The organism is Actinomycetospora sp. C-140, from assembly GCF_054796175.1.
The window spans coordinates 105,247-119,811 of record NZ_JBTWNF010000015.1; the positions used below are offsets into that span (position 1 = coordinate 105,247).

Below are 14,565 nucleotides of genomic sequence, written 5' to 3' on the forward strand. Positions count from 1 at the left end.
TCCCTCTCGTGCCCCCCGGACGGTCAGTCGTCGTCGCCGCGGCCGCGGGTGTAGCGCTTGACCCGGTTGTAGCTGACCAGGTCGCCGTCCGCGTCCATCTCGGCCTCGTAGGTGGCGAGGAGGTCGCTGGTCTCCGGGATCTTGCGGCTCTCCACGACCTCGAGCCCCACGACCCAGCCGTCGTCGGTCTTGCGCACCGACGTGACGGCCTCGCTCTCCTTGCCGCTCATCTCCTCGACCTGCTCCGCCGCCCAGCGCGCGATCTTCCGCGCGGAGATCTTCTTCGGCTGCGGCTCGGGCTCGGGTTCCGGTTCGGGCTCGGGTTCCGGTTCGGGCTCGGGTTCGACCTCGTCCTCGTCCTCGACCTCGTCGTCCTCACCCTCGTCCTCGACCTCGTCCTCGTCCTCGAGGTCCTCCGGTTCGGGCTCGGGCTCGGGTTCGCGGACGCGGCGGCGCGGACGTTCCTGCTCGGCGGCGTCGCCGTCCCCGGCGGGTCGCCGACGCCGGCGGGGGCGCTCGTCCTCCGCGGCCTGACCGGTCCCGCTCGCGTCGGAGCCCGCACCGGACGACGACGCAGCGGCCGTGCGCCGACGTCGTCGTGGTCGCTCCTCCTCCGATGCCTCCTCGTCGGGCGCCCGGCGGCGCCGTGGGGGACGGGCGTCGTCGTCATCATCGGACGGGCGACGCCGGCGAGGCTCCTCGCCGCCCGACGCGTCGGGGCTGCGTCGCCGACGCGGGCGTTCCCCGTCTCCGGTGTCCTCGTCGGCGGCGCGGCGGCGCTTCCGCGGCCGGGCCTCGCCGTCGCCGCCCTCGGGGTCAGCGGCGTCGTCGGCGCGACGCCGCTTCCGCGGCCGGGCCTCGCCCTCGTCGCCCTGGCCAGCGGCCGGGCGGCGCTTCCGCGGCCGGGCCTCGCCGTCATCGCCCTCGGGGTCAGCGGCGTCGTCGGCGCGACGCCGCTTCCGCGGCCTGGCCTCGCCGTCGGCCCGGCGCCGCCGGGGACGATCCGCCTCGCCGTCGCCCTCGCCGTTGGCACTCCGCCGCCGTGGACGCTCCCCCTCTGCGCTCGGCTCGTCCGACGCCCGCCGGCGCCGTGGTCGCTCGTCGTCGGACGACGCGTCCTGGGAGCGCCGCCGGCGCGGGCGTTCCTCGGTGGCGGAGCCGTCGTCGGGCGACCGGCGACGACGTCGGGGACGCCCCTCGCCATCGGTGTCCGACGAGGCCGCGGCCCGCCGGCGTCGCCGAGGTGACTCCGTGCCCGCGTCGTCGCCGGCTGTCGCCGCCTCGGCGGCCCGCGCGCCGTCGCCGTTCGACCGTCGACGGCGAGGACGCTCCTGGTCGGTCAGGGGTGGCGGCTCGTCGTTTCGGGTGTCCTGGTCCTCGGGTGCGGCCTCGCGGTCGGCGGAGCGCGTCACGCCCCACCTCCGCCGACGAGACGCTGCAGCAGGACCTCCTGCTGCTCGTCACGGTCGGCCTCGGTGATCTCGCCCCGCTCGAACGCCGCGTCGAGCTCGTCGATCTGCGCCCGGATGACCGCTGGGTCGTTCATCTGGTGGTCGACCTGGTCGGCGATCTTCTCCCCCACCCACGCGACCCCGCGGACCGGGGCGAGCGGCAGGAGGAGGAGCTCGGTGAAGAAGCCCACGTCGCTGCCGCCCTCAGGCCTTGGCCTCGTCGGGTGCGTCGAACTCGGGGAGGAAGTCGAACGCCGCGGTCGGCCCGATGAGCCGGAGCTCGACCCGACCCGACCACGCGTCGCCGAGGTCGTCGACCGCACGCTCGAAGTCGCTGCGGTGGTCGGTGCGGACCAGGAACGCGAGGTGGACGGCGCCGTTCTCGCCGCCGGCCTCCTTGACCTCCGTCGCGACCGCGAACTTCGAGATCGCGTCGACGCACGCCTGGGCGTCGTCCGCGCGGATCTGGTCCATGGCCTGCGAGATCGCTTCGCCGAGGCGGATGCGGTCGTAGTAGCTCGCGTCCTCGTCGACCCCCTCGATCTTCTCGCGCATCTGCTGGATGCGCGGGTCGGCCTGGAGGATGCGGGTGAGCACGGCGTCCTGGTCGTAGTCGCCGCGCAGCCGGAACTCCAGGTGGCCCTCCAGCTGCTCGAGCGCCCGGACGAAGTAGTCCTGGTGCGGCGCCAGCAGCTCGTCCGCCACAGCGTCGTCGTCGGTGACGACGGCGCCGAACCGCATCGGGAGCACGGGGGTCTCCTGCGCGATCGCGTTGAGCACGGCCTCGTGCGCCATGAGGTCGCGGCGCGTGCCGAGCGCCCGGTCCGCGGCGACGTCGCTGACGACGGCCGCGAGGCGACCTTCGGTGACGAGGCCGAGCTCGCCGCCGTCGTCGCCGTGCGGGATCGGGTCGAGCCCGTCGGGGATGCGGACCCCGGCCGGGACGATGCCGTAGATGTACGAGCCGCGGGAGGTGTCCCGGGCCTGCGTGGCGTTCTCGGTGCTGGTCACGTCGGCCTCCTCACGCCTTGTCGCGACGGCTCTGGCTCTGGCGCTCGCCGCGGACCTCGTCCCACTTCTCCTTGCCGGCGTCGAGCACCCCCTTCGTCTTGCCCTTCGCGCCGCCCTGCGTGACGCCCTCGGTGGCGCCGCCCAGGAACTCGCCCAGGTCCTTGCCACCCTTCGCGTGCAGATCGAGGCGGTTGGTCGCCTCGGCGAACCGCAGATAGGTGTCGACGCTGGCCACCACGATGCGGGCGTCGATCGTGATCAGTTCGATCCCGACGAGCGACACCTTCACGAAGGCGTCGATGACCAGGCCCTTGTCCAGGATCAGGTCGAGGACCTCGGCGAGCCCGCCCTGCGGCTCCTTCTGCACCCCTCCGCCTTGGCGTTGGCTGACGGTCACGGTGCCCCCTCTCTGTGCGACGAGGAATGGCACCGGACCCCGACGGCGTCGGGGTCCGGTGATGCGACGGTCGACCCGGCTGTCATCTCAACCGGGGGTGGGCCGGTCAGGCCGGCGTGCGCTGACGGCGCGAGCGGCGACGCGGACGGTCCTCGCCACCGTCCTCGTCCTCCGCCGGCGCGTCCTCCTCGGCGTCGGAGACGTCGTCCTCGTACTCGTCGTCGAGGTCGTCCTCCTCGTCGAGATCCTCGTCGACGTCGTCGAGGTCGTCCTCGTACTCGTCGTCGAGATCCTCGTCCTCGGCGTCCTCGTCGAGATCCTCGTCCTCGGCGGCCAGGTCGTCGTCGACGTCCTCGTCCTCACCGAGCTCGTCGTCGGCGAGCTCACCCTCGTCGAGGTCGTCGACCTCGCCGTCCTCCTCGGCCGCCCGCTGCTCCTCCTCGAGGGCCTCCTCGTGGGTCTTGACGACCTCGCTGTCGCGGATCTCGCCGCGCCAGCCCTCGAGTTCCTCACGATTGATGAGCGTGTCCATCATGACGTGACGGCAGAAATGCTTGAATTCGAGGCGCGCACGTCGTCCGACCGCCCGCCAGAGATTGCCGGTCTTCTCGAACAATCCCTGCGGGTAGTACTCCATGATGAGCACGATCCGCGTGAGGTTCGGCGCCAGTTCACTGAACGTGACGATTCCGTCCGCCGAACCCTTCGCGCCCGACGAGACCCACAGGATGTGACTGTCGGGCACCTGCTCGCGGATCGTCGTCTGCCAGGAACGCCGCGACCAGAAGACCTTCGCGGTCCAGGTGACCTTCTCGTCGGACTCCTGGTTGACCGTCTCGACCTTCTTCATGAAGCTCGGGAAGTCGGCCATCTGGGTCCACTGGTCGTAGGCCACGCGCAGCGGGACCCCGACGTCCTGGACCTCGTAGATGTTCATGAACTTGAACTTGCCGCGGCCGGTGCTGTTGCCGCCCCCGCCGCCACCGCCCTCGCTGTCCGAGTCCTCGTCCGAGTCGCCGCCCATGCCGAGTGCTCCCATGGCCTTGTCCTTCACGGCCGAGAGGCCGCCCTTCAGTGCTCCCCCGACGCCGCTGCCGCCCTGCAGCATCGACGAGCCGCCCCCGAGGGCGGCCGACAGACCGACGCTCGGGTTCTCCGCGACGTCGGTGAGCTTGTTCGTGAGACCCTCGACCTGGTCGAGCGCGGCGTTCAGCGCCTTGTCGCCCGCCGCCTTGAGCAGTGCCGTCGCGGCCTGCTTGAGCCGGTCGGTCGGGAGCATGTCGGTGAGCGATCCGGCGTCGGCGTCCGGCCGGTGCCCGTTCGAGGAGACCTGCTCCGTCGCGGCATCAGTCATCGCGCTTCTCCGCACCGCGACGCGAGCCCGTCCCCGCGGTCGCCCGGCTGCGCGAGCCGCCGGACGAGGAGGACTTCGCGCGCCCGCCCGACCCGGAGGTCGACTTGCGGGTCGAACCGTTCGTGCTGCTCGAGCTGCGGCCCGAGCCGGAGGAGGACGACTCGCCGGACGACGTGCTCCGGCGCTTGCGCTCGCCCCCTGAGGCGCTGCCCGAGGAGCTGCCCGAGGAGCTGCTCGACGAGCCCGAGGACCGCCCCGACCCGCTCGACGACGACCCCGACGTGCGGCGACGACCGGAGGACCCGGACGCGGCGCGGGCCGGAGCGGGCTCCTGGGCAGACTCGTCGTCGGCCTCCTCCGCGTCGGCGGTGTCGGCGGTCTCGTCGGCGACGTCCACGCCCTCGTCCGCCGGCTCGTCGTCCGCCGCGCGACGCTTGCGTCCCGTGACACCACGGGCCGTGCTGCCGACCGCGCCGCCCACGGCACTGCCGGTGGTCGCGGCCGCGTCACCGACCGCGCCGCCGGCCTGACCGACGGCGTCGCCGGCGGCCCCGGCCGTCTCGCCGACCGCCTGCCCGGCCGCGCCGGCGGCGTCCGTCGCCGGCTTGCCGATGTTCTCGACGCGGTTGACGAGGTTGTCGGTCAGCGACTCCATCCGCGAGCTCGCGATGGCGAGCGCGGCGTCCTTGCCGGCCTCGAGCAGGCGACCGCGGACCGCCGAGTCGAGCCGCTGGAGCTCCGGCGACGCCTGGATGAGCTTCGACGCCTGGCCCAGCAGCTGCGCCGGGTCGGTGGTGATCTTCTTCCCGGCGAGCGCACCGCCCAGCATGATCGCGAGCTTCATCTTCTTCGTACGACCCAGCAGATAGCCGCCGATGACGGCCAGGGCCAATTTCAGGCCGGTTCCGGGCACCGTGCACCTCCGAACGGTTTGGTCTCACCTCTGCGGTGGACCACGCGCCCGCCGCCATGCGAGCCGGACATTACATCGCGCCCTTCCCGAAAGCGCTAGACCAGGAAGATCAAATCGGCGGTGCGCCGAACGACGCAATTTTCGATCACTCGAGGACGACGATGTTTGACAGTCTAGGTCGTGATTCCTCTGCGAATTGAATGACCGCCGTTTGCGCATTCTCCGATGGGCGTGCCGCCAGAGCGTGATGGGCCGTATGCGCTGTGTTCTCAACGCTCGTCTTCGTCACCGAGAGCACACGATCTCTACCTGTCGGTGACCGGTTGCAGTGAACTGGGTCACGAGGACCTGAGCGTACGCCCGGATCGTCGTCTCGGTAATGAGAAGAACGGCGCAACTCGCTACGGCCAGTTGCGCACAGCCGAACCCCGGCGCGGCGTCCTCAGACCTCGTCGGCGGTGTCCACGACCGCGTCGACCGCCCGGCGCAGGGACCGCCAGGCACGCACGCGCGCCCGGACGATCCGCGTCCCCAGCTCGGTGAGCCGGTAGCACCGCCGTTCGGTGTCGTCCGCAGGCTCGGCGAGACCGTGCCGGACGAGCTGGTGCAGGGTGCGCTGGACCGTCGTCGGCGGCGGTGCGAGATCACCGGCGCTGTCGGTCCGGAGCCGCTCCGCGAGCTCGCGACCGTCTGCCGATCCCCGGCTCAGGGCCACCAGCACCAGCAGCTCGACGTGCTCCGGCGACGCCAGACGGACGGAGCCCCACCGCCGGTTGCCGGTCGCCGCACGCGCCCCGCGGCCGGTCGTCCGCCCCGCCGGTCGCTCTGTCGTGGTGGGCCTTCTGCCGGGCCGGGGCGCCTGCTCGGGCGCCGCGCGCTCGGGTGCGTGGTCGCCGGGTGCGGCGGGAGCCGAGGTCCCGTCGTCGGGCGCCGGCGCGGCGGCTTCGGGTGTCGCGACGTCGTGTGTCGAGGACTCCGCCTCCGGGGTCTCGGGCTCCGGGGACTCGGGGTCCGGGGTCTCGGGCTCGGCGGTCTCCCGCGGCGAGGCATCCGACGTCGAGGTCTGCGCCACCGCGTCGTCCGGCGTCCCGTCGTCCGGCGTCACGTCGTCCGCCGTGGCGTCGTCCACCGCCGCGTCGCCCCGCGGCGAGGCATCCGGCGTCAGGCCGTCCGGCGCAGCGACCGGCGGCTCGGGGTGCGTCGCGGGGACGCTGCGCAGGGACACCGTGTCGGCGGTACGGATCGGCGTGCTCTCGGTGTGGGAACGGGGCCGCGGCGGCAGCAGGCCGCGCAGGGACGCCGTCGCCGGGCGGCCGAAGGCGTCGCTGAGGTCGGTCGTCGAGCGGTCCCCGGCGTCGCCGGAGTCCTGGGGGGCGGGCGCGGTCACGGGGCGGCCTCCTGTCCGCGGACGTCCGCGGTGCTGGTGGGGTCCTCGGCGGTGCGGAGCAGCGTGAGGAGCTCGACACCGAGATCGCGGTAGTCGCCGGCGACGCTCGCGGCCGTCGTCGAGAGCCGTCGCGGCGGCGGGGCTCCGGCCGCGGTCTCGCGCAGGGCCGCCCACCAGGCCGGCTGGGCCGCGGCCTCCTGCTCGAGCTCGTGGGCGAGGCGGCCGAGGCGCCGGGCGTCCTGTGCCGTCCGCTCCGCGTGCCGGATCGAGGTCGTGAACAGCGGCGAGTGCCCGCCGAACGCCTGGGCGACGGCGTCACGGACCTCGGCGTGCACGACGCGCGACCGCGAGCCGGTGGCGAAGAGGACCGCGCCGAGGAGCCCGAGGTCCGGGTTGAGCTCGCGGGCGAGGGCGAACCGCTCCCCGACCAGGCGCATGCCGACCAGCCCGCCGCCGTCGGACTTGGTCGGCATCAGCACCCAGCGGGCCGCGGTCAGCGCGAGGTCGGTGAGGATCGTCGTCTCGGGCGGGCAGTCGACGAAGACGAGGTCGTAGTCGCCGGCCACGGGCGCGAGGACCTCGGCGAGGACCCCGAACGCGTCCCGGCCGCGCTCCTGCACCCGCGACACCATCACCGGCACGAGATCGGCCAGCCGCGCCCCGCCCGGCACGACGTCGAGACCGGGGCGGATGTCCGCGGCCGGGCACAGCGGCGTGCCGGTGACGACGGACAGGAGGAGCCCGGCGCCCTGGTCGTCGGCGGGCCCGTCGCGGAAGCCCAGGTCGTCGGCCAGGTTGGCCTGGCGGTTGAGGTCGACCAGCAGACACCGGTACCCGGCGGCGGCGAACTGCCCGGCGAGGTTCGCGACCAGCGAGGTCTTCCCGACCCCGCCCTTGTCGTTGACCATCGCGATCGTGCGGGCCAGCGCTTCCCGATCCGGGGCGACGGGTGCCGGCGCGGGCTCGGAGGCGCTCCGCACCGGCCGGACGCGGGCGGTGCCGCGCTCCCGGCGTCCGGCGGAGCTGCGGGCGCGGCCCGCCGGTCCGGTCATGCGGGGGAGGGTGCGTCGCGACCCCCACCCGGGCAAGGCGACACCCGCACCGCTCGAGCGCTTGGGTACGGGTGGCGGTACGGCTCCTCGCGCGTGGTCCACGTGGTGCGCGCCGACGGGGCAGTCGACTCCGTCCGTCGCCGACAGACGTCACGAGGCGTCGTCGCGGCCCTCCTGTTCGTACACGTCGGGCACGCCGTCGGCGTCGCGGTCGACCCGTTCACGTTCCTGGATCCCACGGTGCACGCGGTTGCGGTAGCGCAGCACCATGGTCGCGAGCAGGGCGGCGACCAGGGACGCGGTGAGCACGCCGATCTTGACGTGGTCGTCGGCGGCGCTGCCGGTGCCGAACGCGAGCTCGCCGATGAGCAGGGACACCGTGAAGCCGATCCCGGACAGCAGCGCCAGGCCGAGGACGTCGCTCCACGCCAGGTCCTCGGACAGCTGGGCCCGCGTCACCCGCTGGACGAGCCACGTGGCGCCGAGGATGCCGACGGTCTTGCCCGCCACGAGGCCGGCGACGACGCCCCAGGTGACCGCGTCGCCGAAGGCGGCGCCCAGACCACCGCCGACCACCGTCACGCCGGAGGCGAAGAACGCGAAGACCGGCACGGCGAACCCGGCGGACAGGGGGCGCCAGCGGTGCTCGAAGTGCTCGGCGAGGCCGGGCCCCGGGCCCTCCCGTCGGCGGATCACCGGCACCGCGAAGCCCAGGAGGACGCCGGCGACGGTCGCGTGCACGCCGGACGCGTGCACGAGCGCCCACGTGAGCGCGGCCAGCGGCAGCAGCAGCCACCACGAGCGCACCCGCCGCTGCACGAGCACCGTGAACGCCCCGAGCGGCAGCAGGGCGAGCAGCAGCGGGACGAAGGCGAGCTCCTCGGTGTAGAAGACCGCGATGATCGTGATCGCGAGGAGGTCGTCGACCACCGCCAGCGTGAGCAGGAAGGTCCGCAGCGCGTCGGGCAGGCACGACCCGATCAGCGCGAGCACCGAGAGGGCGAAGGCGATGTCGGTGGCGGTGGGGATCGCCCAGCCCGCGAGCCCGTCGCCGCCGGCGTTGATCGCGGTGTAGATCAGCGCGGGTGCGATCATGCCGCCGACCGCCGCCGCCACCGGCAGCAGGGCGCGCGAGGGGGACCGCAGGTCGCCGGCCACGAACTCGCGCTTGAGCTCGAGCCCCGCCACGAAGAAGAAGATCGCGAGCAGGCCGTCGGCGGCCCACGTCGCGAGCGTGAGGTCGAGGTGCAGGGACGCCGGCCCGACAGTGAGGTCCGACAGCGCCGTGTAGGCCTCGCGCCAGGGGGAGTTCGCCCAGAGCAGGGCGATCGCGGCCGCGCCGACGAGCAGGACCCCGCCGACCGTCTCGCGGCGCAGGATGTCGGCGATCCGCGCGGTCTCCGGCCACGAACGGCGGGCGAAGAGGCGGGGCGTCGACCGGGTCACGGCTCCTCCGGGGGGCAGGCGTCAACGACTGCCGACCAGACTTCCCGGCGCACCGGCGACGACCCTACGTCACCCCGGTCGTCGAGCGCTCCGTGATCGAAGTCCCGATACGGACGCTGAGTGTCTGCGACGGCACTTCGCTGACAACCCGCGCGCTAACAGGTCGTGTTCGGGGGCGGCAGGGTGCCGTCGACGAGGTAGCGGTTCACGGCGTCGTCCACGCACGGGACGCCGTTGGTGTAGACGGTGTGGCCGTCGCCCCGGTAGGTCAGCAGCGCCGAGCCCGGGAGGCGACCCGCCAGCGCGACGCTGTTCTGGTACGGCGTCGCCGGGTCGTTGGTGGTGCCCAGGATGAGCATCGGCGGGCCCGCGTAGTTCTCGAGCGGCGTGAGCGGCTCCTGCGGGGCCGGCCAGTCGGCGCAGGTCAGGCCGCTGACGAGCACGTTGCCCGAGAAGTGCGGCGCCCGCGCCTCGGTGGCGCGGGCGGACGCGAACACCTGGTCGTCCTCCGTGGGCCACGCGTTGTCCAGGCACGTCACGGCGTTGTACGTGTCGGAGTTGCTGCCGCGGAAGTAGGCGTCGGCGAGGCGGCGCATCGGGCCGGCGTCGCCCCGGTCGGCGGCCGCGATGGCCTGCGCCAGCTGCGGCCAGCTGGACTTGCTGTAGAGCGGGTAGACCACGCCGATCTCGAGCAGGCCCGCCGAGAGCGGGGTCGTGCCCGCGACGGGCATGGGCGCGGCGGTCACGCGGGCCCGCACGCGGTCGAGGGCGCCGATCGGGTCGGTGCGCACGGGGCAGGTCGGGTCGACGCGGCACGCGGTGTCGAACTGCCGCAGCGAGTTCTCGAAGCTCTCCGCCTGCGCCGAGTCGAGGCCGGGCTTGGTCACGTCGACGACCCCGTCGAGCACGATCGTGCGCAGCCGGTCGGGGAAGAGCTGCGCGTAGGTCTGGCCGATCGACGTGCCGTAGGAGAAGCCCAGGTAGCTGATGCGGTCCTGGCCCAGCGCCTCGCGGATGCGGTCCATGTCGCGGGCGACGTTGCGGGTGCCGAGGTGCGGCAGGAGGTCGGGGTAGCGCTGCCCGCACGCCGCGTCGTAGGTGTCGACCGCGGTGTTCGTGGCGGCCTCGTCGGCCGGGTCACCGGGGTCGGGGTCGCCGAGGTACGGGGTGTCGGGCCCGAGCGGGCAGTCGAGCCCCGCGCTCTGGCCGACGCCGCGCGGGTCGAAGCCGATGACGTCGAAGCGGTCGGTGACCTCGCGGGGCAGGACGCCCGCCTGCACCAGCTCGATGCCCGACCCGCCGGGTCCTCCGGGGTTCACGAGCAGCACGCCGGCCTTCGCGGCCTGGTTCGTGGCGGGGCGGCGGGCGATCGAGATCGGGATGGTGGGGCCGGCGGGGTTCGCGTAGTCGACCGGCACGGTCACCGATGCGCACTCCAGCCCGCCCTGGCAGGGGCGGAACGCCGGCCCGCCCCCGGGCCCGGACGGGGCGACGGACGGCGCCGCGGGCGTCTCCGAGCTCATCGGGATCGGCGGCACGGTCGGCTCCGGGCGCTGCGTGCAGGCGGAGAACGCCAGCAGCGCCGCGCCCAGGACGAGCACGTGACGGGCCCGGCGCCCGGCGCGGGCGGAGCGCTCCCTGCCGGGTCGCGCCCGCCGGTCGTCCCGCTGCGCCATGAGCTCTCCTGCCGTCCGCGGTCGCCCCCGGCTGCGCCGGGCGGCCCATCATGCCCGCCCGCTCGTCGCAGTCGCGCAGGGCTCCACCGGCACGCTCCGTGAACCCGGATCACACGGTCCATCTGGGTGCCGCGGGATTGGCCCGCGGTCGGGGCGACGACCCGGGGGCCATGGACGCGGGTGGGGGCTCGGGCGCCGAGCGGTCCGGGACCGCGCCGTGTCCCCGCCGCATCGTGCACGAGGTGACCCGGGATGTCGTCCGCCCCGAGGACCTGCGTGCGCTGCGCACCGAGCTCATGACCCACGTCCGCGCGGCGGCAGGGGACCCGGACGACCCGGCGGAGCGCGACGACCCCGCCCTCGCCGATCAGCTCGCCGACGTCGCGACCGCGCTGTACGAGGCGCTGACCAACGTCGTGGACCACGCCTACCCGGGCGGGGCCGGGCCCGTGCGCGTGACCGCCCGCGTCGCGGCCGGCCGGCCGGGCCGGGAGCCGGCGCGCGGGCCGGGCCCGCCGTGGCTCGAGATCGAGGTCGCCGACCACGGCGACTGGCGTCCCGCGCCGACCGATCCCGGGCACCGCGGGCGCGGCCTCGTGCTGCTCGCCCGGCTGGCCGACGGCCACGACCTGCGTACCGGACCCGCGGGCACCCGCGTGCGGCTGTGGTGGCACCGCCCGCCGTGAGCTGGCTACGGTCCCCGGCATGAGGACACCCGAGCTGGTGCTCGTGCCCGCGCTGGTCGGGCTCCCGGCGGCGCAGGCGCACGAGGTCGCCATGGCCGCGCGGGTGGTGGCCGTCGATCCCGACCCGGACACCCCGGCGACCGTCGAGGGCACGGTGACGGCGCAGCAGCCCGAGGCGGGCACGCGGGTGCCCGCCGGCGAGGCCGTGACGATCTGGGTGGAGCCCGACTCGGGCGGAGGAGGAGGCGGCGGGGGCGGCGGCAACATGCCGCGCGTCCAGCCCGACAAGCCGCTCGACGGCGCCGGGGCCAACTGAGGGCCGCACCGGCGGGGCGGTGAAGGCCGCGGGGCCGACGGGTCGGGGGTCCGCCAGCCCCGCGGGCCACCCGTGTGTCGTCCGCCGCGGCCGCGGCGTTACGCCCGCCCCGGATCGAGGGGCGCCCCGGCTGCGTCCCACGCAGCGAGGGTGACCCTCGCTCCCCGTGGGGCGGCCGGGCGCCGCCGTGGCCTCCCGTCACCGGGCCGTACCCTCGGATCACGGGGCGTGTGGGTGCCCCGTGAGGGAGGAGAACGCATGACCGCGGTGTCCGTGCCGTCGACCGAGGCCGGGAACGAGGCCGACGATCCCGGGACCCAGGCGCGGCGCCGCCGCACGTTCGCCGTCATCAGCCACCCCGACGCCGGCAAGTCCACGCTCACCGAGGCCCTGGCCCTGCACGCCGAGGTGATCTCGGCGGCGGGGGCGGTGCACGGCAAGGGCGGGCGCCGCGGGGTCACGTCCGACTGGATGGACATGGAGCGCGAGCGCGGCATCTCGGTGACGTCCGCGGTGCTCCAGTTCGCCTACCGCGACCAGGTCGTCAACCTCCTCGACACCCCCGGCCACGGCGACTTCTCGGAGGACACCTACCGGGTGCTCGCCGCCGTCGACGCCGCGGTGATGCTGCTCGACGCGGCCAAGGGCCTCGAGCCGCAGACCCTCAAGCTCTTCGACGTCTGCCGCGACCGCGGCGTACCGGTGCTGACGTTCGTCAACAAGTGGGACCGGCCGGGCCGCGAGCCGCTGGAGCTGCTCGACGAGGTCGAGCAGACGATCGGCCTGCGCCCGATGCCCATCACCTGGCCGGTCGGGATCGCCGGCGACCTGCGCGGGCTGATCGAGCGCGCCGACGGCGCGATGCACCGCTTCACCCGCGCCGCCCACGGCGCCTCCCGGGCCACCTCGGAGAGGCTCGACGCCGACCGTGCCGCCGCCGAGGAGGGCGCGGACTGGGAGCGCGCCACCGAGGAGCTCGCGCTGCTCGACGAGATCGGCGCCGGGTTCGACGACGCCGCGTTCCAGGCGGGCACCGCGACGCCGGTGATGTTCGGCTCGGCGCTGTCGAACATCGGCGTGGCCCGCCTGCTCGACGCGCTCGTGGAGCTGGCCCCGCCGCCGGGCCCGCGCCCGGACCGGAAGGGGGAGCCGCGTCCGGTCGAGGCGCCGTTCTCCGGCCTGGTGTTCAAGGTCCAGGCGTCGATGGACAAGTCGCACCGCGACCGCGTCGCCTTCGTGCGCGTGTGCTCCGGGCGTTTCGAGCGCGGCATGGTGCTCACCCACGATGCGACCGGACGCCCGTTCGCCACGAAGTACGCGCAGGCGATGTTCGGGCGCGACCGGTCGACGATCGACGAGGCGTTCCCCGGCGACATCGTCGGCCTCGTCAACGCCACCGCCCTGCGCCCGGGTGACACGCTGTGGGCCGACGAGCCGGTGACCTTCCCGACGATCCCGAGCTTCGCCCCGGAGCACTTCGCGGTGTGCCGGGTGGCCGACATGTCGAAGACGAAGCAGTTCCGCAAGGGCATCGAGCAGCTCGACTCCGAGGGCGTCACCCAGGTGCTGTCGTCGGACCTGCGCGGCGACCAGGCGCCGGTGCTGGCCGCCGTCGGGCCCCTGCAGTTCGAGGTCGTGTCCGCGCGCCTCGCCGACGAGTTCGGGGCGCCGGTGAAGCTCGACCGCCTCGAGTACCAGATCGCGCGCCGCACCGACGCCGCCGGCGTGGAGACGCTCAAGGGTGCCGTGGGCATCGAGGTGCTCACCCGTCGCCTCGACGGCGAACTGCTCGCGCTCTTCCCGCACAAGTGGCGCCTGCAGGCCGTCGCCCAGAACAACCCCGACCTGCTGCTGGCACCCCTGGTGGCGGACAGCCTGTAGACCGTCAGGCGGGCAGTCGGCGCGGCGGCAGCGCGTCGTTGATCGTCCGGCTGGTCTCCGCGGGATCGGGGACCTCGACGACCACCCGGTGGTACGGGTCGCCGCGCAGGTAGATCGCGAGCAGCTGGTCCGCGCGCCGGACCATCCAGAGCTGCCGGCGCTCGCCGACGCCGAACGACCCGGCCCGCAGCACCCGCGGCACGCTCACCCCGGGCAGGTGGACGCGTGGGCTCGCCGAGACGGCGTCACGGCGCGCCAGCGGACGGGCGAGCAGGACGCGGCTCAGCGGGAGGTACACCCCGCGACAGCAGGCCCAGACCCGGTCGCTACCGGTGAAGCGCACCACCACGCCGTCGGCGGTGATGCGGAGCTGGACCGCCATCTCTCACCTGTCTCGTGCGAACGTGCCGCGCGTCGGTGTCGGCGCGGCGGTTCGGTCCGGGCCCGGAGACCGCGCATCAGCTCATGCGGTCGTGCTTGGCCGCGGCCTCCTCGTAGGCACGCTCGGTGGCGCGCTGCGCGTCGTCGAAGCCCTTCTGGACGGCCTCCGCGCCGTCGCTGTGGGCGTCGCGGACGGCCTGCTCGGCCTCGCGGGCCGCCTGCGCGAGCGCCCGCTCGGCCTCGGCGGCGGCGTCGGCCACCGAGGACGCGTCCTCGGACGACCCGCCGGAGGAGGCGGAGGAGGGGCCCGACGACGAGGTCGACGACGGGGCCGTCGCGGTGGCGGTCGAGGTGCCCCCGGACGGAGCTGAGGAGGACGACGAGAAGGACGACGAGGCCGCGCCCCCGGTGCTCTCGGTGCTCCCGATCGATGACCCGCCGCCCGGCGTGGCGGCGGGCGTCGTCGCCTCCGGACCGGGCATGCTGGTGCCGCCGGGGACGTCGTCGCGGTCGGGGCGACGGTGCTGGGCAGACCGGTCCACGGACTGCTCGTCGGACCCGACGGGACGGTCGGCGTCGTCGGCTGCGCTCACGGCACGACCTCCGGACTCTCG

At 74.4% G+C, this 14,565-nt stretch carries 15 protein-coding genes; 3 read left to right on the forward strand and 12 right to left on the reverse strand.

The window, feature by feature from the left end:
* Window positions 1-23: 23 nt before the first annotated feature.
* From gvpO to ACR9E3_RS23215, 10 genes are all read right to left on the reverse strand, one after another.
* Window positions 24-1,412 carry a gas vesicle protein GvpO gene (gene gvpO / locus ACR9E3_RS23170; protein ID WP_460382942.1) on the reverse strand — a complete coding sequence of 463 codons (1,389 nt, stop codon included), beginning with the start codon at window positions 1,410-1,412 and terminating at the stop codon, window positions 24-26.
* Complete coding sequence (locus ACR9E3_RS23175) at window positions 1,409-1,642, reverse strand: gas vesicle protein GvpG (RefSeq protein ID WP_274283050.1); 234 nt, start codon at window positions 1,640-1,642, stop codon at window positions 1,409-1,411. The genes gvpO and ACR9E3_RS23175 overlap by 4 nt, the downstream gene beginning before the upstream one ends.
* A gap of 13 nt (window positions 1,643-1,655) precedes the next feature.
* On the reverse strand, window positions 1,656-2,462 hold the full coding sequence (locus tag ACR9E3_RS23180) for a GvpL/GvpF family gas vesicle protein (RefSeq protein ID WP_460382944.1): 807 nt from the start codon (window positions 2,460-2,462) through the stop codon (window positions 1,656-1,658).
* 10 nt (window positions 2,463-2,472) lie between these two features.
* A complete protein-coding gene (gene gvpJ, locus ACR9E3_RS23185; protein WP_460383037.1) occupies window positions 2,473-2,859 on the reverse strand; it encodes a gas vesicle protein GvpJ in 387 nt (128 codons plus the stop codon).
* Window positions 2,860-2,965: 106 nt separating this feature from the next.
* Window positions 2,966-4,213 carry an SRPBCC family protein gene (locus ACR9E3_RS23190; RefSeq protein ID WP_460382945.1) on the reverse strand — a complete coding sequence of 416 codons (1,248 nt, stop codon included), beginning with the start codon at window positions 4,211-4,213 and terminating at the stop codon, window positions 2,966-2,968.
* Window positions 4,206-5,126, reverse strand: coding sequence for a hypothetical protein (locus tag ACR9E3_RS23195; protein ID WP_460382947.1), 921 nt, complete (start codon window positions 5,124-5,126; stop codon window positions 4,206-4,208). The genes ACR9E3_RS23190 and ACR9E3_RS23195 overlap by 8 nt, the downstream gene beginning before the upstream one ends.
* Window positions 5,127-5,568: 442 nt before the next feature.
* A complete protein-coding gene (locus tag ACR9E3_RS23200; RefSeq protein ID WP_460382949.1) occupies window positions 5,569-6,513 on the reverse strand; it encodes a PadR family transcriptional regulator in 945 nt (314 codons plus the stop codon).
* On the reverse strand, window positions 6,510-7,565 hold the full coding sequence (locus ACR9E3_RS23205; protein ID WP_460382951.1) for a ParA family protein: 1,056 nt from the start codon (window positions 7,563-7,565) through the stop codon (window positions 6,510-6,512). The genes ACR9E3_RS23200 and ACR9E3_RS23205 overlap by 4 nt, the downstream gene beginning before the upstream one ends.
* Before the next feature lie 150 nt (window positions 7,566-7,715).
* A complete protein-coding gene (gene nhaA / locus ACR9E3_RS23210; RefSeq protein WP_460382952.1) occupies window positions 7,716-9,011 on the reverse strand; it encodes a Na+/H+ antiporter NhaA in 1,296 nt (431 codons plus the stop codon).
* Window positions 9,012-9,166: 155 nt separating this feature from the next.
* Entirely contained in the window at window positions 9,167-10,687 is a 1,521-nt protein-coding gene (locus ACR9E3_RS23215) for an alpha/beta hydrolase (RefSeq protein WP_460382954.1), read from the reverse strand.
* A 242-nt stretch (window positions 10,688-10,929) separates the two neighbouring features.
* Here ACR9E3_RS23215 and ACR9E3_RS23220 point away from each other — a divergent pair, with 242 nt between their 5' ends.
* From ACR9E3_RS23220 to ACR9E3_RS23230, 3 genes are all read left to right on the forward strand, one after another.
* Entirely contained in the window at window positions 10,930-11,373 is a 444-nt protein-coding gene (locus ACR9E3_RS23220) for an ATP-binding protein (protein WP_460382956.1), read from the forward strand.
* Between the two features lie 19 nt (window positions 11,374-11,392).
* On the forward strand, window positions 11,393-11,689 hold the full coding sequence (locus ACR9E3_RS23225; RefSeq protein WP_460382958.1) for a PASTA domain-containing protein: 297 nt from the start codon (window positions 11,393-11,395) through the stop codon (window positions 11,687-11,689).
* 258 nt (window positions 11,690-11,947) lie between these two features.
* Window positions 11,948-13,570: a peptide chain release factor 3 gene (locus ACR9E3_RS23230; RefSeq protein WP_460382959.1), complete on the forward strand. Its 1,623-nt coding sequence runs from the start codon at window positions 11,948-11,950 to the stop codon at window positions 13,568-13,570.
* A 4-nt stretch (window positions 13,571-13,574) separates the two neighbouring features.
* Here the strand turns inward: ACR9E3_RS23230 and ACR9E3_RS23235 are convergent, their stop codons facing one another.
* Together ACR9E3_RS23235 and ACR9E3_RS23240 are read right to left on the reverse strand one after the other, a co-directional pair.
* Entirely contained in the window at window positions 13,575-13,952 is a 378-nt protein-coding gene (locus ACR9E3_RS23235) for a hypothetical protein (protein ID WP_285652752.1), read from the reverse strand.
* A 76-nt stretch (window positions 13,953-14,028) separates the two neighbouring features.
* The gene (locus ACR9E3_RS23240; protein WP_460382961.1) at window positions 14,029-14,544 is read right to left on the reverse strand and encodes a hypothetical protein; all 516 of its coding nucleotides are present in this window, start codon (window positions 14,542-14,544) and stop codon (window positions 14,029-14,031) included.
* Window positions 14,545-14,565 lie beyond the last annotated feature (21 nt).